Genomic DNA, 18,930 nt, shown 5'->3' with positions numbered 1-18,930 from the left:
GGCGTCAGGGGCACGAATTCCTGGTGCCGCGTGGGTTCACCCGCCCGGTCGCGGTGACAGATCGAGAGCCGGGCGGAGTCCGGCGTGCGGGGCGGGGCGGGGCGGGGCGAAGGGCGGGCCGGGAACGTCGAGGAGGGCGCAGCGGAGGCGGCAGCTCCTCTTCCTCTTGTTCCTCTAGTTCCTCTTGTTCTTCCTGCTCCTGCGGTTCTGCTTGCTGTACTGCTTGCGGATGTTGGCCGATTTCACCTCATGGACGGACCGGTTCCAGGAAGCCCTCCTCGACCAGCAGCCGTACGGCCTGCGGCGTACGGTCACGGAGCACCACCGGGTCCTCGTCGATGAGCTGCGCGATCGCGTCCAGGATCCGCCCGGCGCTCAGCGTCCCGTCGCACACCCCGGCGAAGCCCGCGCCGACCGTGTCCACCTTGGTGGCGCGACGCATACCGCGGTGCTGACGGAGCACCACATGCTCGGGGTCCTCCGCGCCCGGCAGCCCGACCTGCTCCTGCACGACCTCCGCCGCCAGCCTGAAGTGACCGGCGAGCAGGGCCGCGTCGTCGTGCGTACGCAGATAGTCCTGCCGCGCGAAATGCGCCAGCACGCTCTCGCCGAGCGGCTGCTCGACGGGGTGCGGCCACTCCTCGGCGACGATCGACGGGCGCTCGGAACCGGACTTCCTCAGCGTGATCCAGCCAAAGCCGACCGCCTTGGTCTGACGCGCCTCGAACTCGTCCAGCCATGCGTCGTACCGCGCCGCGTACTCGGCCGGGTCGCTGCGATGGTCTCCGCTGTCGCGCAGCCACAGCTCGGCGTACTGCGTCACGTCCTGCACCTCGCGCTGCACGATCCAGGCGTCGCAGCCGCGTGGCACCCAGGAACGCAGCCGCTCCTGCCACTCCTGCCCCTCCACGTGCTGCCAGTTGGCGAGGAACTGCGCGTATCCCCCGTCGTTCAGTCTGGCTCCCGCCTGCTGAACGAGCGTGCGGCACAGATCGTCCCCGCCCATCCCGCCGTCCCGGTAGGTCAGCCGGGCGCCGGGTGAGATCACGAACGGCGGGTTCGACACGATCAGGTCGTATGTGTCCTGCCCGACCGGCTCGAAGAGCGAGCCCTCGCGCAGATCGGCCTCCGGCGCCTCGGAGAGCGCGAGGGTCAGACGTGCGAAGTGCAGGGCGCGCGGGTTCAGATCGGTGGCCGTGACCCGCGTCGCGTGCTGTGCGGCATGCAGCGCCTGGATACCGGAACCGGTACCCAGATCGAGCGCGGAGGAGACCGGCGTACGGACGGTGATCCCCGCGAGCGTGGTGGACGCCCCGCCGACGCCGAGCACCACCTCCTCGCCATGGCCGCTCGCGCCGCCCGCACCGCCGACCGCGCATCCCAGGTCGGAGACGATGAACCAGTCCTGTCCCTCGGGTCCGCCGTACGGCCGCACATCCACCGTGGCCCGGACCTCCCCGCCGTCGCGCAACAGCCAGCCGTCGGCCAGGCACTCCTCAAGGGGCAGTGCGGCTCGCGCCCGCTCGTACGCGACGGGACGCTGGAGCAGGAACAGCCGTACGAGCGTGTCCAGGACGCCGTCGCCGCGGGTGGCCCGCAGGGCGGGCACGGTCTCGCTGCGGGCGAGCGCGGCATACGCGGGCGCACCGAGCAGGTCAAGCAGCCCGTCGGCGGTGAAAGCGGCGGCGAGGAGGGCTTCACGCAGCCGGGTCGAGTGGTCGGGCGAAGGAAGGCCTGCGGCAAGGCTGGTCGTACTCACCCGCCCATTGTGGCCGCCGCCACTGACAAACGCCGCACGGCCCGGCCCCCGTGGTGCGGGGGACCGGGCCGTGCACGCGTGCCGAGCCGTACAGCGGGGCTGAGCCGGGCGCGCGGGCGGAGGCGGGCAGGGGAGCGTTATGCCTTGCTGGAGGCCTTGCTCGAGGGGGTCGCTCCGGTCTTCGCGGGGCTCGAGGGGGTCGCTCCGGTCTTCGCGGGCGCCGAGGAGGATGAGACTGCCGGTTCGGACGGGGCGTCGGGAGCGGGCGCGGGGCTCGACGTCTTCTTCGCCTGGCAGCCGGGCTGCTTCGCCATCGCCGTACCCAGTTCACCGGACTGCAGCTTCTTCAGCGCGGCCTGGTCCATGTTCTCGATCTTCTTCAGCCCGTCGGCGACGCCCTGCAGACCGTCCGCGAACTTCTGCTGGTCCTTCGCGTTGAGAGCGTCGACCTGCTTCTTCAGGTCGAGATACGCCTTGGCCGTGGCGTTGAGTTCGTTGACCGCGTCCGTCTGAAGCTTCTCGCCGTTGTCGACGGGCGGCGTGCCGGCCGCCTTCACGGCGGCGGCGAGCGCACTGTCCGCGGCGGCGATGTCCTGGAAGGCCTTCGAGTCCGCGGCCTGGATGTCGGCCGGCTTGCCGTCGGCTGCGGTCGAGATGATGGTCTGCTGGGCGTTGGCCCTCTGCTGGATCTGCGGCTGTGCCTGGTCGCAGACCTTCTTGGCCCAGGCATTCACCTTGCTGTCACCGCTGTCGTTGCTGCAGCCCGACAGCGCCAGTACCAGTACCGCACCGCCGGACAGTGCGGCCGCAAGCTTCTTGTTCACCGGATTGGTCCCTTCCAAGGCTCTCGGCCCCGGAACATACACGCCATGTGGGCGACAACCGCGTGTCGTACACCCGATCCATAACCTATTGCAGCCATTTGCACCAAGGGAGACAAGGCTCACCCGTGCATGCAAACGGGCGGACGACGCGTCAAAGTGCGCCGTCCGCCCGCCTTTTGAGCTGGTGCTACGAAACCACCGCTGGATCTGGTGACTTCGAGCTCCGCTCCGCGGAGTTGCCTTCGTCACCGACAGCGATGCCTCGCCGCTTGGAGACGTACACCGCGCCGGCGATGACGAGGATGGCGAGGACCGCCACCAGCGCCCGCACTCCGGCGTTGGAGTCGTCCCCGTAGCTGAACTGCACCACCGCGGGCGCGATGAGCAGTGCCACCAGGTTCATCACCTTCAGCAGCGGGTTGATGGCGGGCCCGGCGGTGTCCTTGAACGGGTCGCCGACGGTGTCGCCGATGACGGTCGCGGCGTGGGCCTCGCTGCCCTTGCCGCCGTGATGGCCGTCCTCGACGAGCTTCTTGGCGTTGTCCCACGCGCCACCGGAGTTGGCCAGGAAGACGGCCATCAAGGTGCCGGTGCCGATAGCGCCCGCGAGGAAGGAGCCGAGGGCTCCGACGCCGAGCGAGAAGCCGACCGCGATCGGGGTCAGTACGGCGAGCAGACCTGGTGTGGCCAGCTCGCGCAGCGCGTCCTTGGTGCAGATGTCGACGACGCGCCCATACTCCGGCGTCTCGGTGTAGTCCATGATCCCGGGGTGCTCGCGGAACTGCCGCCGCACCTCGTAGACCACCGCGCCCGCCGACCGGGACACCGCGTTGATCGCAAGCCCCGAGAAGAGGAAGACGACCGCGGCGCCGAGGATGAGGCCCACCAGGTTGTTGGGCTGCGAGATGTCCATGACCAGGTTCATCGGGGCGCCGTCGCCGACCTTCTCGCCGACGTCCCGTGCGGCGTTCGCGATGGCTTCGCGGTACGAGCCGAAGAGCGCGGCCGCCGCCAGTACAGCCGTGGCGATGGCGATGCCCTTGGTGATGGCCTTGGTGGTGTTGCCGACTGCGTCGAGGTCGGTGAGGACCTGCGCACCCGCACCCGTGACGTCCCCGGACATCTCGGCGATGCCCTGGGCGTTGTCGGAGACGGGACCGAAGGTGTCCATGGCGACGATGACGCCGACGGTGGTGAGCAGGCCGGTGCCGGCCAGTGCCACCGCGAAGAGCGCGAGCATGATCGACGTACCGCCGAGCAGGAACGCCCCGTACACGGCCAGACCGATCAACAGGGCGGTGTACACGGCGGATTCCAGACCGATGGAGATACCGGCCAGCACCACCGTCGCGGGCCCGGTCAGCGAGGACTTGCCGATGTCCCTGACGGGACGCCGGGTGGTCTCGGTGAAGTACCCCGTCAGCTGCTGGATCAGGGCCGCCAGCACGATGCCGATGGCCACGGCGACGACCGCCAGAACCCGCGGGTCTCCGCTGTGCGTCTTGATGGCTGCCTCGGTGACGCCGTCCAACTTGGCGTACGAAGAGGGCAGATAGACGAAGACCGCCCCGGCCACCAGGGCCAGCGAGATCAGTGCGGAGATGAAGAATCCGCGGTTGATGGCAGTCATCCCGCTGCGGTCGGCGCGCCGCGGGGCGACCGCGAAGATGCCGATCATCGCGGTGACCACGCCGATCGCCGGGACGATCAGCGGAAAGGCGAGTCCGGCGTCGCCGAATGCCGCCTTGCCGAGGATGAGTGCCGCAACGAGCGTGACGGCGTACGACTCGAAGAGGTCGGCCGCCATACCCGCGCAGTCACCGACGTTGTCGCCCACGTTGTCGGCGATGGTGGCGGCGTTGCGCGGGTCATCCTCCGGGATGCCCTGCTCGACCTTGCCGACGAGGTCGGCGCCGACGTCGGCGGCCTTGGTGAAGATGCCGCCGCCGACACGCATGAACATGGCGATCAGCGCGGCGCCGAGGCCGAAGCCCTCGAGCACCTTGGGGGCGTCGGCCGCGTAGACGAGAACCACGCAGGAGGCACCGAGCAGGCCGAGGCCCACCGTGAACATGCCGACCACGCCTCCCGTGCGGAAAGCGATCTTCATGGCCTTGTGCGAGACGGCCGTCAGATCCTTTTCCGGCTCGCCCTCCGCCGGTGTCGCTTCACGCGCGGCCGCGGCCACGCGCACATTTGCTCGTACGGCAAGACGCATGCCGATGTATCCGGTGGCCGCCGAGAAGATCGCCCCCACCAGGAAGAACACCGAACGTCCGGCTCGCTGTGACCAGTCGTCGGCCGGCAACAGCAGCAGTAGGAAGAACACAACGACGGCGAAGACGCCGAGGGTGCGCAACTGCCGTGTCAGATAGGCATTCGCGCCTTCCTGAACGGCTGCCGCGATCTTCTTCATGGAATCGGTGCCCTCGCCGGCGGCCAGCACCTGGCGCACCAGCAGCTGGGCGACGACCAGTGCCGCCAGGGCGACTGCCGCGATGACGATCACGATCAGCCGGTTGTTGTCGGTGAGTACCGCGGCTGCGAGAGAAGTGGGTTGATCGGACAGTTCTGAGTTGACGAGCCCCGCCATTCGTCCTCCTTGACGCTCAGAGCTCAAGATGTGGACGGATTGTAGGGAGCGGAAGCAGATCAAAACAGGGCGCGACAAATGTAATTGACCTTCACTTGCTACTCAGCAAATGATCGCGTTCCCAAAGTGCCCCCGAAAGAGGTAATGGGGCAAAGGCATTGACGCTTGGTCGATGATCTACGGAAAAGGAAAAAGGCCCTGCTCAAGCAGGGCCTCTTCACTTCCCGGAACTACAAAACGATCAGCACACTGTCCGCACGGTCGGGCCGCACGATCAGGGCGCTATGGTGGCCGGCGTCGTGGGCCAGCTCATCCGGATCACGCCGCCGTCCTCGGTGGAGGTGACCTCCACGTCGTCGACGAGGCCGCTGATGACCGCGAGGCCCATCATCTCGTCCTCGCCGTCGGAGTCCGGGTCCTCGTCCGCGGCCTCGCGGGCGCCTGGGGCCGCATGGGACCCACCGCCGCCCGCAGCCGGGACCTCGTCCGCCACCTCGATGGAGAAGGCTTTCTCCTCCTCGGACAGCGCCACCCGAACGGGGGCCGTGATGCCATGGCTGCGGTGCAGCCCGACGGCACGGCTGCATGCCTCGCCGACCGCGAGCCGGACCTCGTCCAGCACGGCCTCGTCGACCCCGGCCCGGCGAGCCACGGCAGCGGCCACCAGACGGGCGGTCCTGACATGCTCGGGCTGGGCGCTGAAGCGGAGTTCAACGGTCGCCATGCATTCCCCCTCAGACGTACGGGCGTGCATCTCAGGGGCCCGGGCTGGATGCCCGGTGCCCCTTCCTACTTCCGGCAGTCCTCGCCGACCGTCAGTCGGTCGCCGCGACAGCTTCGTCGACCGTGGTGTGGATGGGGAACACCTTGGTCAGACCTGTGATCCGGAAGATCTTGAGAATGCGTTCCTGGTTGCAGACCAGGCGTAGCGAGCCTTCATGCGCACGCACACGCTTCAGGCCGCCCACGAGTACGCCGAGGCCGGTGGAATCGAGGAAGTCCACGCCCTCCATATCGACAACCAGGTGGTAGCTGCCGTCGTTCACCAACTCGACCAACTGCTCGCGCAGCTTGGGCGCGGTATACACATCAATCTCGCCACCGACCTCGACGACCGTACGGTCGCCACCAGGGCCGGACACATTGCGAGTCGACAGGGACAGGTCCACGGATCCTCCAGCACCTTGCTATCGAGCGGCCGCCCCATGAGGTCTCCCCGGCGGAGCCGGAGGACGGTCGCCAGCCGCGATGGCATTCAATCACTTACCAGCAGCCATGCACGACGCCTTGGGACCATTGTCCGTCACTCCGGTGACACACTCGGTGCCGATGGCCAAGAATCACCGTCCCAGACGACCTCCCGAGAGCAGGGAAACCCGCCCCTCCCCCGGTACGGTCCTCGACCGGCTCACCGCAGGGGCGAGCCGAGCTGCGCGCATCACTCATACGGAGCACTTGCCCCCCAGGCCCGGCCGCCATGCCGTCTGGCCCGACCGCATCCGCCCGGAAGTGATCAACGCCATTCAGCAGGCCGGCATCGAGCACCCCTGGACCCACCAGGCGGCCGCCGCCGAGCACGCCCTGGACGGCGAATCCGTCGTCATCGCCACCGGTACCGCGTCGGGCAAGTCCCTGGCTTACCTCGCGCCCGTACTCACCGCCCTGCTCGACGGCTCCGAGGCCGCCAACGGTCGCGGTACGACCGCCCTCTACCTGGCCCCCACCAAGGCCCTGGCCGCCGACCAGCGCCGCGCGGTGAAGGAGCTCGGCGCGCCGCTCGGCAACCGCATCCGCCCCGCGGTCTACGACGGCGACACGCCCGTCGAGGAACGCGAATGGGTGAGGCAGTACGCCAATTACGTCCTCACCAACCCCGACATGCTGCACCGCGGGATACTTCCCTCACATCCCCGCTGGTCCTCCTTCCTGCGCTCACTGTGCTACGTGGTGATCGACGAGTGCCACACCTACCGCGGCGTCTTCGGCTCGCACGTCGCCCAGGTGCTGCGCCGTCTTCGCCGTGTATGCGCCCGCTACGGTGCGAACCCCGTCTTCCTCCTCGCCTCCGCCACCGCCGCGGAACCTGCCCTGGCCGCCGGCCGGCTCACCGGCCTGCCCGTGCAGGAGGTCGCCGACGACGCCTCACCGCGCGGCGAACTTGTGTTCGCCCTCTGGGAGCCTCCGCTCACCGAGCTCCACGGCGAGAAAGGCGCTCCGGTGCGCCGCACCGCCACCGCCGAGACCGCCGACCTCCTCACCGATCTGACCGTCCAGGGAGTCCGTACGGTCGCCTTCGTACGCTCGCGTCGCGGGGCCGAGCTCATCTCCGTCATCGCCAAGGAACGCCTCGCGGAGATCGACCGCTCCCTGCCGCCGCGGGTTGCCGCCTACCGCGGCGGCTACCTCCCCGAGGAGCGCCGCGCCCTGGAGCGGGCGCTGCACTCCGGCGAGCTCCTCGGCCTCGCCGCCACCACCGCCCTGGAACTCGGCGTCGACGTCTCGGGCCTCGATGCCGTCGTCATCGCCGGCTACCCCGGGACACGGGCGTCGCTGTGGCAGCAGGCGGGCCGCGCGGGCCGCTCCGGCCAGGGCGCCCTGGCCATCCTCGTCGCCCGCGACGACCCGCTGGACACCTTCCTCGTCCACCACCCCGAGGCGCTGTTCCAGCAGCCGGTGGAGTCCACCGTCCTCGACCCGGACAACCCGTACGTCCTCGCCCCCCATCTGTGCGCTGCCGCCGCCGAGCTCCCGCTCACGGAAGACGATCTTGAGCTCTTCGGCCCGGCGACCGCAGAGCTCATGCCCCAGCTGGAAGCCGCCAAGCTGCTCCGCCGCCGGGCCACCGCCTGGCACTGGACGCGCCGCGAGCGGGCCGCCGACCTCACCGACATCCGGGGCGAGGGCGGCCGCCCCGTCCAGATCGTCGAGGCCGCGACCGGCCGGCTGCTGGGCACAGTCGACGAGTCGGCCGCCCACACTGCGGTCCACGACGGTGCCGTCCACCTCCACCAGGGCCGTACGTACCTGGTGAAGCATCTGGACCTGGAGGACTCCGCAGCCCTCGTCGAGGAGGCCAACCCGCCGTACTCCACCACCGCCCGCGACACCACCTCCATCTCCGTACTCGAAACCGACACCGAGATCCCGTGGGGCGACGGTCGCCTCTGCTACGGCTCCGTCGAGGTCACCAACCAGGTCGTCTCCTTCCTGCGCCGCAAACTCATCACCGGTGAGGTGCTCGGCGAGACCAAACTCGATCTGCCGCCCCGCACCCTGCGCACCCGGGCCGTGTGGTGGACGGTCACCGAGGACCAGCTGGACACCGCCCGGGTCAACCCGGAGCAGCTGGGCGGGGCCCTGCACGCCGCCGAGCACGCCTCGATCGGGATGCTGCCGCTCTTCGCCACCTGCGACCGCTGGGACATCGGCGGGGTCTCCGTGCCGCTCCACCCGGACACGCTGCTGCCGACGGTCTTCGTGTACGACGGCCATCCGGGTGGCGCGGGCTTCGCCGAGCGGGCCTTCCACACCGCCCGCGAGTGGCTCACCGCGACCCGTGAGGCGATCGCCTCCTGCGAGTGCGAGGCGGGCTGCCCGTCCTGCATCCAGTCCCCCAAATGCGGCAACGGCAACGATCCGCTGCACAAGCGCGGCGCGGTCCGCCTCCTCACGGAACTGCTCCGGGTAGCCCCGTCGGGCCAGGAGGTCCCGGCGGTCCCGCCCGCGACCTGACCGTCGGGGCGTACGGGCCGAAGCGGGCCTGCGCCGTCACATCGGCGATCTCGCCCCGTACGGCGCAGTGCACCACCGTTGCGCCCTGCGCCCGGGCCACATCGGCCGCCTTCGCACAGGCTGCAGCGGTGCCGCTCAGGGCGTGGTCCGCCGCGGCGAGTGCCGCCAAGTCCGCGGCGGAGCCCGCCCGGTGTCGGGCGACCACGGCCTGGCCCATGGCCAGGACGGCCGCGAAGACCGCACACAGCACGGTCGTGGCCATGGCGACCCAGACGGTCGCCGACCCGCGCTCGCGGTTCACTGGGCCGCCTCTGCGGTGCCTCCTGGGCCTGCGGCTGCTCGGCCGACTCCCGGGCCCTGGGCGGTGTCCTGGCCCACCGTGTCCTCGGCGAGGGCCGCGGCGTCCGCGCTCAGCGTCAGCGCCAGCCCGCTCGGCCCTGGAGCTTTCGCCTCGACCCGCACCCGCCACAGGGCCCCTGACCGCCCCAGCGTGACCCGGGCACCACCCGGGGCCGCCGAGCGGGCGGCGGCCAGCGCGGCCGCCCGTGGCTCCGACCTGGCCGCGGCCCGGGCACCGGCCCGTGCCGCGTCGACGCACTGGATCTGCGCTGAGGCAGCCATCAGCGCCCAGACCAACGCCATGGCGAAGACCACCAGAGCGGGCACCGCGACGGCCGCCTCCGCCGTCACGGACCCCCTGTCGCGCACCTGGCCGCGCATCTCAGAACTGGGCACTTCAAAACCGGGCGCCTCAAAACCGGGCGCCTCAGAACTGCGCATTGAGAGCCTTCCCGATCACCGACTGCAGCGCCGCCGAGACAGCCCCGCTGGTCACGACCTTGTACAGGACGGCCGCGAAGGCACACGCGGCGATCGTCCCCATTGCGTACTCGGACGTGGTCATCCCCTCGTCCCTGCGCATCCTGCGCGTCAACCCGCGCAGCCAGCCCCGCAACGAATTCCACATACCAACCAACCCCCAAGAGATTTCGTTCAGTTGCCGTTCAACAATCCGTCCGCCAGGCCGATCACCACCGGGGCCACCCCGACCGCCAGGAAGGCGGGCAGGAAGCAGAGCCCCACCGGAGCGGTGATCAGGACCTGCGCCTTCCGGCCCTGCGCCGCGGCCGCCCGCGCCTGGTCCGCCCGGAAGCGCTCGGCCAGTCGGGACACGGGCTCCGCCGCCGGTGCCCCGGTCGAGTCGGCCCGCTCCAGACAGCGGGCCAGCGCCGCCGCGCCCGGTATCTGTCCGAACCAACCCCACGCCTGTGCCGGCTCCCCGCCGAGCCGCAGTTCGGCGGCCGCCCGCGCCAGCCGTTCGCCGACCGGCCCGCCGAGCGACTCCCCGACCGCCTCCGCCGCCTCGCGCGGACCAGCCCCTGCGGAGATGCAGGCCGCCAGCAGATCGGCGGCGAGCGGTAGTTGACGAACCGACACACGGTCCCCGGCGTCCGCAGCAGGCTTACGGCTCCGCTGCCAACGCCACACGCCATACGCCCCGGCGAGCCCGACAACGGCGCCGATCACCCCGCCGACCAGGACATAGCCGGTGATAACTGCGCCCAGCGGAGCCACCCAGCGCCTCGCCCAGAGGCCGCGGTCGGGCCGCCACCGCCGTCGTTCGTACTCCACCGCCAGCAGCGCCTCGATCCGCCTGCGCACTCTGCGCTCGCGCCGTCGTCCCGCGACCACCAAGCCCAGGCAGGCCGCTGCGGCCAGAACCCACACCGCTGCCCCCAGCCTGTGGACGGCGTCCCCGGTCATGTCTCCTCCCTGCCCCGTACGATCCGCATGGCCCAGCAGAACCCGGCCGCCTCCAGCAGCCCGCCGACCACCAGGCACACCAGGCCCGCTGCGGTGCGCAGCAGCACCCCGAGGGGATCGGCGCCCAGTGCCCAGCCCATCGCCAGGCCGACCAACGGAAGCACCGCCAGCAGGACGGCGGTCGACCACGCACCCGCCAACTGGGCCCGCAGCTCCTGCCGCTGGTCCCATTCGGCCCGCAGAGCCGCCTCCAGCCGGTCGAGCCCAGCGGCCAGACCCGCCCCGCTGTCCACGGCCACCCGCCAGCAGGCCGCGACCCCGGCAAGACCGTCCGCTCCCGGCTGCCTGGCCGCCTCCCGAAGCGCCTGAGGCACATCGCCCCCGAACCGCGCCGCCGCCAGCACCGCGGCCTCCGCTGCGCCCAACACCCCGGTGGATCTGGCGGCGAACAGCAGCGCCTGCCCCGGCTGCAACCCCGCCCGCAGCTCGCCCGCGACCGCACCGCACAACGCGATGACGCCCTCAGCCCGCCGCTCCCGCTCCCGCCTCCGCTCCCGGGCCCGCAACCGCCTCCTCACGAGCGGCACAGCCACCGCTCCCGCGACCAACGGCAGCACCGACTTCCCCAGCACCGCGATGACCAGCGCCGCCGGCAGGCACAGCCACTCCCGCCGCAGCCGGACCACCGGCAGCAGCCGCTGCCAGGACCACCTCGGCGGCAACTCCACCGGCCCGCCGCCCGCGAGGAGCAGCCGCGCCCGCCGCGGCCCCTGCTCCCTGCCGACCGTCAGCCACGCCGCCGCACCAGCACACACCGTGGCCGCGTACACCGGGTCACCCGCCATCACAGCGAACCCCCGATCAGGGACCGCAGCCGCTCCCAGCCCCGCTCGTACGCGAACGCCTCCGCGCCCCACCGCAGCGCGGGCACCGTCACCACCAGCCCCGCCGGGTCCCGCTCCAGCACATGCACCTCAGCGATCCGCCGCTGCCCGCCCCTGTCCCGTACGAGATGGACCACCACCGAGAGGGCCGCGGCCAACTGGCTGTGCAGCGCCGCCCGGTCGAGCCCCGCGGCCGTCCCCAGCGCCTCCAGCCGCGCCGGCACATCCGCCGCCGCATTGGCGTGCACAGTCCCGCAGCCGCCCTCGTGACCGGTGTTCAAAGCGGCCAGGAGCTCAGTCACCTCGGCTCCTCGCACCTCCCCCACCACCAGCCGGTCGGGCCGCATTCGCAACGCCTGCCGCACCAGATCCCGCAGCGTCACCCGGCCGGCGCCCTCCTGGTTCGCCGTACGCGACTCCAGCCGCACCACATGCGGGTGGTCCGGCCTGAGCTCCGCCGAGTCCTCGGCCAGCACGATCCGCTCGCGCTCCCCCACCAGCCCCAGCAGGCTCGAGAGCAAGGTTGTCTTGCCTGATCCCGTGCCACCGCTGATGAGGAAGGACAGTCGGGCCTCGATCAGCGCCCGAAGCACCCGGTCCCCGCCCGGCGGCACCGTCCCCGCCGTAACCAGCTCGCCCACCGAAAACGCCCTGAGCCGCACCACCCGCAGCGAGAGACACGTCGAGCCGACCGCCACCGGCGGGATCACGGCATGCATCCGTGTGCCGTCCGGCAGCCTGGCGTCCACCCACGGCCTGGCGTCATCCAGTCGCCGCTCGGCAACCGCCGCAAGCCGCTGTGCCAGCCTGCGCACCGACGCCGCATCCGCGAACGTCACCTCGGTGAGCTCGAGCCCGCGGCCCCGGTCCACCCACACCCGGTCGGGCGCGGACACCAGCACGTCCGTCACCGACGGATCGGCCAGCAGCGGCTCCAGCGGCCCCGTCCCCACCAGCTCGCATCGCAACTCCTGGGTGCCGCCCAGCACTTCGGCGTCCCCCAGCAGCCGCCCCTGTGCCCGCAGGGCGGCCGCCACCCTGGCCGGCGTCGGCTCGGCCCCGCTCTCCGCGAGCCGCTGTCGTACCGCGTCCAGCAGCCCGGCGCTCATGAGACCCCGCCCCCGGCCAGCGCCCGCTCCCAGAAGGCCGTACAAAACCTCGCCAGCGGCCCGCGCCCACTGCCTCCCGGCGGAGCGCCCCCGTCCTGCGCCGCCAACAGTCCTGCCTCCACGGGCAGTTCACCCGCCAGCGGCAGCCCGAGGGCGTCCGCCACCCACTGCTCGTCCAGCCCGGCGGCGTACGGCCCGCGCACGACCGCCCGCAGGTCCTGGAGCACCATGCCCACTGTCGACGCCACCCGGTTCGCCGCGGCGACGGCTCGTAGCTCGCCCGGCACCACCAGCAGTCCGAGATCCAGCTGGGCCAGGGCCTCCGCCACGCCTTCGTCGACCCGCCGCGGCAGATCCACGACCACCACCCCACCGCGCCTGCGCGCCGCGGCCAGGACCGACCGCATCGCCTCCGGCGGAATCACCACCGAATCGCCGCGGTCCCAGCTGAGCACCCGCAGCGCGTGCAGCTCGGGCAGCGACTCCTCGAGTGCCCCGCCGGCGACCCGTCCCTTGGAAGCGGCGAAATCCGGCCATCGTCTGCCGTCCGCTTGCTCTCCGCCGAGCAGCACGTCGAGCCCTCCGCCCAGCGGGTCGCCGTCGACGAGCATGGTGCGACGGCCGTCCCGGGCCGCGGTCACCGCGAGCGCGCAGGCCAGCGTCGATGCACCGGCGCCGCCCCGTCCGCCGATCACTCCGACGGTCAGCGCCTGCCGCCCGACCCCTTCGACCACATCGGCGATCCGGTCGACGAGCCAGCTCTCCGCATCGGGCAGCCGCAGCACGCAGTCCGCCCCGATCTCGACCGCCCGCCGCCAGACGTCCGGGTCGTCCTGGTCGTGCCCGACGAGCAGCACACCGCGTCTGCGGGTCGCTCCACGGCAGCGCGCGGCCGCGTCGTCGCCGACCAGGACCAGCGGCGCTCCCTCCCAGCTTCCCCGTCGCTCCGGCACCGAATGGTGGACGTCAGGCTCGGCCCCGGCCGCGGCGCACAGCCGCAGCAGATCGTCGAGCAGTTCCAGGTCTTCAGTGACGATCAGCGGCCCGTCCCGGCGCCCTTCGGCCACCGGCGGCCGTTGCGATGTGATAGATCCAGCCACGATCTCCACGCCCCTCTTACTTCGATCTCACGTGAAGGCGAGATCTGCGATTCCTTCGGTCCGCGAACTACGCGGGTGGAATCACCGTGCAGCGCACCGGAAAATCGTGTGGATCTTGCTGAAAAACTGTGGACAACTAGCCACTTGTGAATATCCCCGTAGCCCATACCGGTGACTCTCGGAGAGCAGCGCAACCGCTACGCTCAGTGACGAGTCGGGGTATGCGGAACCCGGCAGCGGACACGGCCCGCGAAGGGGAGGAATGATCGGAGTCGATCGCAGAAGGCGGACGAAACGCGTCCGGACATGCGACGACCCCCGCCGGGGGGGAGAGCGGGGGTCGTCTCTCCGGCCGACTCGGGGGGGGAGGAGTCGGACCGGGTTAGCACGGTCGCGAACGATCCGTGACTTCCATGGTGTACCCGAGAGCCTTCTCAGGCAAACCCACGCGCCCGAGCGTACGCCGAATGGCGGGCACCTATGCTCAGGCTCGTGGAAAACCACTCCTTGCCTCGCGCAGCTGCCTTCTTTGACCTGGACAAGACGGTCATTGCGAAGTCATCGACTCTGACCTTCAGCAAGTCCTTCTACCAAGGCGGGCTGATCAACCGGCGCGCCGTACTACGCACCGCCTATGCCCAGTTCGTTTTTCTCGCGGGCGGCGCCGATCACGACCAGATGGAGCGGATGCGCCAGTACCTCTCCGCGCTCTGCAAGGGCTGGAACGTCCAGCAGGTCAAGGAGATCGTCGCCGAGACCCTCCATGACCTGATCGACCCGATCATCTACGACGAGGCCGCGTCGCTCATCGAGGAGCACCACACGGCCGGCCGCGACGTCGTCATCGTCTCCACGTCCGGCGCGGAGGTCGTCGAGCCGATCGGCGAGCTCCTCGGCGCAGACCGGGTGGTGGCCACCCGCATGGTGGTCGGCGACGACGGCTGCTTCACGGGCGAAGTGGAGTACTACGCGTACGGGCCGACCAAAGCGGAAGCGGTCAAGGAGCTGGCCGCGTCCGAGGGATACGACCTGACCCGCTGTTATGCATACAGCGACTCGGCCACCGATGTCCCGATGCTGGCGTCTGTCGGCCATCCGTACGCCGTAAATCCGGACCGCGCACTGCGCCGCGAGGCGACCGCGCGCGGCTGGCCGATTCTCGTCTTCAATCGCCCGGTGCAACTGAAGCAGCGGCTGCCCGCGTTCTCCATGCCGCCGCGCCCCGCTCTGGTCGCGGCGGCCGCGGTGGGTGCGGCCGCCGCCACGGCCGGCCTGGTCTGGTACGCCAGCCGTCGGCGCACCGCAGCCGCACAGACCACCGCCGTATATTAATTCGCCCGTATTTGAACCTAAAAGTAAAGATGCGCGGCCAGGGGTTCCGCTTCACCGCGAGCAGGAGTAGAAAGGACTTAACGGCCCGCGAGACCAAGGACATCCGAAAGGATCACCTTTAACGCATGAAGGCCCACGGACCGAAGCATGAAAACTGAGCACCCACGCGACGTCGACCCGTCGATTACGGGCCAGCCGCACCAGGTGACGGGCAGAAGTTCCCGACCTGATGGGCAAATATTCGAGGACGCATGGTAACTCGGCGGACGTGCCAGCGGCGGTACCACCCATTGGTACCGCCGCAACCCTGTTCAGGGGCTTTTTCAGAGGCAGTTCAGGCAGCGCCGCGCTGCAGCGCCTCGCACACCGCCGTCGACTCCCGGACTCCCAGCTCGACCGCACGCCCGCAGTGCGCGATCCAGGCAGCCATTCCCTCCGGCGTTCCGGACCGATAGCCCTCGAAGGCCGCGACGTACGCCGCCCGTCCCTGCTCCGCGTGGCCGACCTCCGCCGGACAGATCGACTTGGGGTCGAGTCCGCTGCCGATCAGCACAATGCGCTCGGCCGCCCGCGCGACCAGGCCGTTGTACGAGCCGAAGGGGCGCAGTGCCAGCAGCTCGCCGTGCACCACGGCGGCCGTCACCAACGCCGGCGCGGAACTTCCCACGATGATGAGCTCCGCCAGGCCGTCCAGCCGGCCGGCCACCTCGCTCGCGTCCGGCAGCGGCGCCTCGATCAGCGGCTCGTCGACCGCCTCGCCCGCCAGGCGCGGACGGCCCACCGTCTCGTCGTCACCGGCGCCGCCTGCCGCGACCAGATGCAGCCGGGCCAGCACCCGGAGCGGCGACTGCTGCCAGATCGAGAGCAGTTGACCGGCCTCGGCGGTCAACCGCAGCGCCGCGCCGACCGTACGCGCCTCGGCCTCGACGCCGAAGTCGGTGCGCCTGCGTACTTCCTCCAGGGCCCAGTCCGCTCCGGACAGCGCGGCGGAACCGCGCGCTCCGCGCAGTGCCGCCTCCGAGGTGACCTCATTACTGCGGCGCCGCATGACCCGGTGCCCGTAGACGCGGTCGACGGCTTTGCGTACGGAGTCCACGGAGTCGGCGACGCCCGGCAGGGAGCCGAGAGTGGCGAGAGGGTCGACCGACGAGGCATTCGTACTCATAGGTAGCGAGGCTACGCGCCCGCGGGGCGCGTCCCACCTTGGAGTGGTCTTGTTCACGCACCTCGACCACACCGTGTGCACATGCCGCTACCCTAGGTGAACATGAAGATCGCTTTCGTAGGGAAGGGCGGCAGCGGCAAGACCACGCTGTCCTCGCTCTTCATTCGCCACCTGGCCGCCAATGAAGCCCCCGTCGTCGCGGTGGACGCCGACATCAACCAGCACCTGGGGGCCGCGCTCGGTCTCGACGAGGCGGAGACCGCCGCGCTGCCCGCGATGGGAGCGCATCTGCCGCTCATCAAGGACTACCTGCGTGGCTCCAACCCCCGGGTCGCCTCCGCCGAGACGATGATCAAGACCACGCCGCCGGGCGAGGGCTCGCGGCTGCTGCGCGTCAATGAGGACAACCCGGTATACGAGGCCTGTGCCCGCACCGTCCGCCTCGACGACGGGGACATCCGGCTGATGGCCACGGGCCCCTTCACCGAGTCCGATCTGGGGGTGTCCTGCTACCACTCCAAGGTCGGAGCGGTCGAGCTCTGCCTCAACCATCTGGTCGACGGCCCGGATGAGTATGTGGTCGTCGACATGACCGCGGGCTCGGACTCCTTCGCCTCCGGGATGTTCACGCGTTTCGACATGACGTTCCTGGTGGCCGAGCCGACTCGCAAGGGCGTCTCCGTCTATCGCCAGTACAAGGAGTACGCACGGGACTTCGGCGTCGCACTGAAGGTCGTCGGCAACAAGGTGCACGGCCGGGACGACATGGACTTCCTGCGCGAGGAGGTGGGCGACGACCTGCTCGTCACGGTCGGGCACTCCGACTGGGTCAGGGCGATGGAGAAGGGCCGGCCGCCGCGCTTCGAGCTGCTGGAGGCGGAGAACCGCATGTCGCTGCAGGCCCTGCAGAACGCCGCGGAGGACTCGTACGAGAACCGCGACTGGGAGCGCTACACGCGCCAGATGGTGCACTTCCACCTGAAGAACGCGGAGAGCTGGGGGAACGCGAAGACCGGCGCCAACCTGGCGGCGCAGGTCGACCCCGGCTTCGTGCTCGGCGAGCATTCGGCAGTACCTCAGCCCAGCTGAGGAAACCGCACCCCAGGACCGGCATACTCCCCGGGCGTGTGGCGGATGTCAGTGCTGCTCAGCCCGCTTCGCCGCGGGCTGGGCGGCGAGGAAGCCCGGCCAGCCGCCCGGCGGGGCCTGTCCGACCTCCAGGCCGTGCATCTTCTGGAGGACCGCCGGGTCCTGCGCGTCCAGCCAGTCGGCGAGCTGCCGGAAGGACACGCACTTCACATCGCGCTTCACACAGACCGTCGCGATCGTCTCCTCGACGGCGCGCATATACGTGCCGCCGTTCCAGGGTTCGAAGTGGTTGCCGATGATCAGCGGGGCGCGATTGCCCTTGTACGCGCGGTTGAAGGCCTGCACCAGGCCGTCGCGCATCTGGTTGCCCCAGTACTCGCGCTCCGCCGGGTCGCCATTGACCGTCCCCGACTGATTGACCATGAAGTTGTAGTCCATGGAGAGCGTCTCGAAGGCGCGGCCCGGTACCGGGACCAGCTGCATCGACAGGTCCCACAGGCCCAGTTCCTTCTTGGGCCAGATCTGGTCATTGACGCCGCTGGTGTCATAGCGGAAGCCCAACTCGCTCGCGGCACGGAGAAAGTTCGGGCGGCCCTCGAGGCAGGGCGTGCGGGCGCCGATGAGCTCCTTCTCGTAGTCGAAGGGCAGCGGCTGCTCGGTCTCCAGGCCGGCGTTCGTCCGCCAGTTCTCCACAAAGGACTTGGCCTGACTGATCTCGCTCTTCCACTCGTCGACGGACCAGTTGCCGACGCCGCCGTCCTTGCCGCAGAAGTGGCCGTTGAAGTGGGTACCCACCTCATTGCCCTCCTGCCAGGCGCCGCGCAGCTCACGCACGGTGTCCCTGATGCCCTGGATGTCATTGAAGCCGATTTCGGAGCTTCCGGCCGAGTGCTGGGGCGGGTCGTAGAGGTTCGCCTTCGCCTCGGGGAGCAGATAGACGCCGCTGAGAAAGTAGGTCATCGTCGCGTCGTACTTCCTGCCGACCTTGCGGAAGTGCGAGAAGAGCTTCTGACTGTCCTCGCTGGCCCCGTCCCAGGAGAACACCACGAACTGCGGTGGCGCCTGACCGGGCTTCAGACGCTGTGGCTTCATCAGACCGGGCTGAGCTCCGGTGAACGCCGTCGAGCCGTCGCCGATGAGACGTACCGCACTCTGGGGGCCCGCAGCGCCGTGCTTTGATCCGGGGGCGCCGTGGTTCGCCCGGGGGGCGCCCTGCTTGCGGGCGGACGGGGCCTCCGTACCGGAACAGCCGGCGAGCCCCGCGACCAGCGCCGTTGCGACTGCGGCGACAGCGATCCTCTTCGTAGCGGCCTTCATCCGCCCACCCTCTTTCCTGGGCCGTATGCCTATATGCCTGTACGACGACCTACTTACGGCGCCGACAAACTCGCATCGCGGTGGTGAGAGGGAAGCGCGACGAGCCGCGTTCAAATCATTAATCACTGGATCGGGTGAAAGACTGCCCTATTTGCCCTGAAATTAATGCCAGACTCTTTACTCTGCATTACGATCCATTTACCGAGAGTTGAATATCCCGCCGCTGCACGCCGTGACCCACGGCCGCGTCCCCCATTCCGCG

17 protein-coding genes are annotated in these 18,930 nt (G+C 70.1%); 3 read left to right on the top strand and 14 right to left on the bottom strand.

The window, feature by feature from the left end:
• Positions 1-247 precede the first annotated feature (247 nt).
• The 5 genes from AB0D12_RS07450 to AB0D12_RS07430 form a co-directional block, all read right to left on the bottom strand.
• Positions 248-1,759, bottom strand: coding sequence for a class I SAM-dependent methyltransferase (locus tag AB0D12_RS07450; protein ID WP_362677985.1), 1,512 nt, complete (start codon positions 1,757-1,759; stop codon positions 248-250).
• Positions 1,760-1,896: 137 nt separating this feature from the next.
• Entirely contained in the window at positions 1,897-2,583 is a 687-nt protein-coding gene (locus tag AB0D12_RS07445; protein ID WP_362677984.1) for a small secreted protein, read from the bottom strand.
• Between the two features lie 187 nt (positions 2,584-2,770).
• The gene (locus AB0D12_RS07440) at positions 2,771-5,176 is read right to left on the bottom strand and encodes a sodium-translocating pyrophosphatase (protein ID WP_362677983.1); all 2,406 of its coding nucleotides are present in this window, start codon (positions 5,174-5,176) and stop codon (positions 2,771-2,773) included.
• Between the two features lie 274 nt (positions 5,177-5,450).
• On the bottom strand, positions 5,451-5,900 hold the full coding sequence (locus tag AB0D12_RS07435) for an ATP-binding protein (RefSeq protein ID WP_362677982.1): 450 nt from the start codon (positions 5,898-5,900) through the stop codon (positions 5,451-5,453).
• Between the two features lie 91 nt (positions 5,901-5,991).
• Positions 5,992-6,345 (bottom strand): STAS domain-containing protein, encoded by a 354-nt coding sequence (locus tag AB0D12_RS07430; protein WP_003967428.1) that lies wholly within the window; start codon positions 6,343-6,345, stop codon positions 5,992-5,994.
• Between the two features lie 79 nt (positions 6,346-6,424).
• Here AB0D12_RS07430 and AB0D12_RS07425 point away from each other — a divergent pair, with 79 nt between their 5' ends.
• On the top strand, positions 6,425-8,908 hold the full coding sequence (locus tag AB0D12_RS07425; RefSeq protein ID WP_362677981.1) for a DEAD/DEAH box helicase: 2,484 nt from the start codon (positions 6,425-6,427) through the stop codon (positions 8,906-8,908).
• Here AB0D12_RS07425 and AB0D12_RS07420 read toward each other — a convergent pair.
• From AB0D12_RS07420 to ssd, 7 genes are read right to left on the bottom strand one after another with little or no spacing between them, the layout of a single operon-like run.
• Positions 8,844-9,209 carry an Rv3654c family TadE-like protein gene (locus tag AB0D12_RS07420; RefSeq protein ID WP_362677980.1) on the bottom strand — a complete coding sequence of 122 codons (366 nt, stop codon included), beginning with the start codon at positions 9,207-9,209 and terminating at the stop codon, positions 8,844-8,846. The two genes, AB0D12_RS07425 and AB0D12_RS07420, sit on opposite strands and share 65 nt — an antisense overlap.
• Complete coding sequence (locus tag AB0D12_RS07415) at positions 9,206-9,628, bottom strand: TadE family type IV pilus minor pilin (protein ID WP_362678028.1); 423 nt, start codon at positions 9,626-9,628, stop codon at positions 9,206-9,208. The genes AB0D12_RS07420 and AB0D12_RS07415 overlap by 4 nt, the downstream gene beginning before the upstream one ends.
• A 46-nt stretch (positions 9,629-9,674) precedes the next feature.
• Positions 9,675-9,875: a DUF4244 domain-containing protein gene (locus AB0D12_RS07410; protein WP_362677979.1), complete on the bottom strand. Its 201-nt coding sequence runs from the start codon at positions 9,873-9,875 to the stop codon at positions 9,675-9,677.
• Between the two features lie 26 nt (positions 9,876-9,901).
• A complete protein-coding gene (locus tag AB0D12_RS07405) occupies positions 9,902-10,672 on the bottom strand; it encodes a type II secretion system F family protein (RefSeq protein ID WP_362677978.1) in 771 nt (256 codons plus the stop codon).
• On the bottom strand, positions 10,669-11,517 hold the full coding sequence (locus tag AB0D12_RS07400) for a type II secretion system F family protein (protein ID WP_362677977.1): 849 nt from the start codon (positions 11,515-11,517) through the stop codon (positions 10,669-10,671). Before AB0D12_RS07400 ends, AB0D12_RS07405 begins: the two co-directional genes overlap by 4 nt.
• Entirely contained in the window at positions 11,517-12,665 is a 1,149-nt protein-coding gene (locus tag AB0D12_RS07395) for a TadA family conjugal transfer-associated ATPase (RefSeq protein WP_362677976.1), read from the bottom strand. The genes AB0D12_RS07400 and AB0D12_RS07395 overlap by 1 nt, the downstream gene beginning before the upstream one ends.
• Positions 12,662-13,765 carry a septum site-determining protein Ssd gene (gene ssd / locus AB0D12_RS07390; RefSeq protein WP_362677974.1) on the bottom strand — a complete coding sequence of 368 codons (1,104 nt, stop codon included), beginning with the start codon at positions 13,763-13,765 and terminating at the stop codon, positions 12,662-12,664. The genes AB0D12_RS07395 and ssd overlap by 4 nt, the downstream gene beginning before the upstream one ends.
• Positions 13,766-14,245: 480 nt before the next feature.
• Between ssd and AB0D12_RS07385 the strand changes: the two genes are divergently transcribed.
• Positions 14,246-15,097 carry an HAD-IB family hydrolase gene (locus AB0D12_RS07385; RefSeq protein WP_362677972.1) on the top strand — a complete coding sequence of 284 codons (852 nt, stop codon included), beginning with the start codon at positions 14,246-14,248 and terminating at the stop codon, positions 15,095-15,097.
• A 334-nt stretch (positions 15,098-15,431) separates the two neighbouring features.
• Here the strand turns inward: AB0D12_RS07385 and AB0D12_RS07380 are convergent, their stop codons facing one another.
• On the bottom strand, positions 15,432-16,262 hold the full coding sequence (locus tag AB0D12_RS07380) for an oxidoreductase (RefSeq protein ID WP_362677970.1): 831 nt from the start codon (positions 16,260-16,262) through the stop codon (positions 15,432-15,434).
• Positions 16,263-16,364: 102 nt separating this feature from the next.
• On the opposite strand from AB0D12_RS07380, the gene AB0D12_RS07375 reads away from it, so the two are divergent.
• Entirely contained in the window at positions 16,365-17,351 is a 987-nt protein-coding gene (locus AB0D12_RS07375) for an ATP-binding protein (protein ID WP_362677968.1), read from the top strand.
• Positions 17,352-17,399: 48 nt separating this feature from the next.
• Here the strand turns inward: AB0D12_RS07375 and AB0D12_RS07370 are convergent, their stop codons facing one another.
• Positions 17,400-18,668 carry a hypothetical protein gene (locus AB0D12_RS07370; protein ID WP_362677967.1) on the bottom strand — a complete coding sequence of 423 codons (1,269 nt, stop codon included), beginning with the start codon at positions 18,666-18,668 and terminating at the stop codon, positions 17,400-17,402.
• Positions 18,669-18,930 lie beyond the last annotated feature (262 nt).

Origin of the sequence: Streptomyces sp. NPDC048479, assembly GCF_040651435.1 — a bacterium.
GTDB lineage: Bacteria > Actinomycetota > Actinomycetes > Streptomycetales > Streptomycetaceae > Streptomyces.
This window is presented reverse-complemented; position numbering and strand designations above follow the sequence as displayed.

Coding starts and splice junctions, on each gene's coding strand:
- AB0D12_RS07400 (WP_362677977.1), bottom strand. CDS start 11,517: ATGGCGGGTGACCCGGTGTACGCGGCCACGGTGTGTGCTGGTGCGGCG.
- AB0D12_RS07380 (WP_362677970.1), bottom strand. CDS start 16,262: ATGAGTACGAATGCCTCGTCGGTCGACCCTCTCGCCACTCTCGGCTCC.
- AB0D12_RS07395 (WP_362677976.1), bottom strand. CDS start 12,665: ATGAGCGCCGGGCTGCTGGACGCGGTACGACAGCGGCTCGCGGAGAGC.
- AB0D12_RS07405 (WP_362677978.1), bottom strand. CDS start 10,672: ATGACCGGGGACGCCGTCCACAGGCTGGGGGCAGCGGTGTGGGTTCTG.
- AB0D12_RS07425 (WP_362677981.1), top strand. CDS start 6,425: ATGGCATTCAATCACTTACCAGCAGCCATGCACGACGCCTTGGGACCA.
- AB0D12_RS07435 (WP_362677982.1), bottom strand. CDS start 5,900: ATGGCGACCGTTGAACTCCGCTTCAGCGCCCAGCCCGAGCATGTCAGG.
- AB0D12_RS07440 (WP_362677983.1), bottom strand. CDS start 5,176: ATGGCGGGGCTCGTCAACTCAGAACTGTCCGATCAACCCACTTCTCTC.
- AB0D12_RS07370 (WP_362677967.1), bottom strand. CDS start 18,668: ATGAAGGCCGCTACGAAGAGGATCGCTGTCGCCGCAGTCGCAACGGCG.
- AB0D12_RS07410 (WP_362677979.1), bottom strand. CDS start 9,875: ATGTGGAATTCGTTGCGGGGCTGGCTGCGCGGGTTGACGCGCAGGATG.
- AB0D12_RS07415 (WP_362678028.1), bottom strand. CDS start 9,628: ATGCGCGGCCAGGTGCGCGACAGGGGGTCCGTGACGGCGGAGGCGGCC.
- AB0D12_RS07375 (WP_362677968.1), top strand. CDS start 16,365: ATGAAGATCGCTTTCGTAGGGAAGGGCGGCAGCGGCAAGACCACGCTG.
- AB0D12_RS07385 (WP_362677972.1), top strand. CDS start 14,246: ATGCTCAGGCTCGTGGAAAACCACTCCTTGCCTCGCGCAGCTGCCTTC.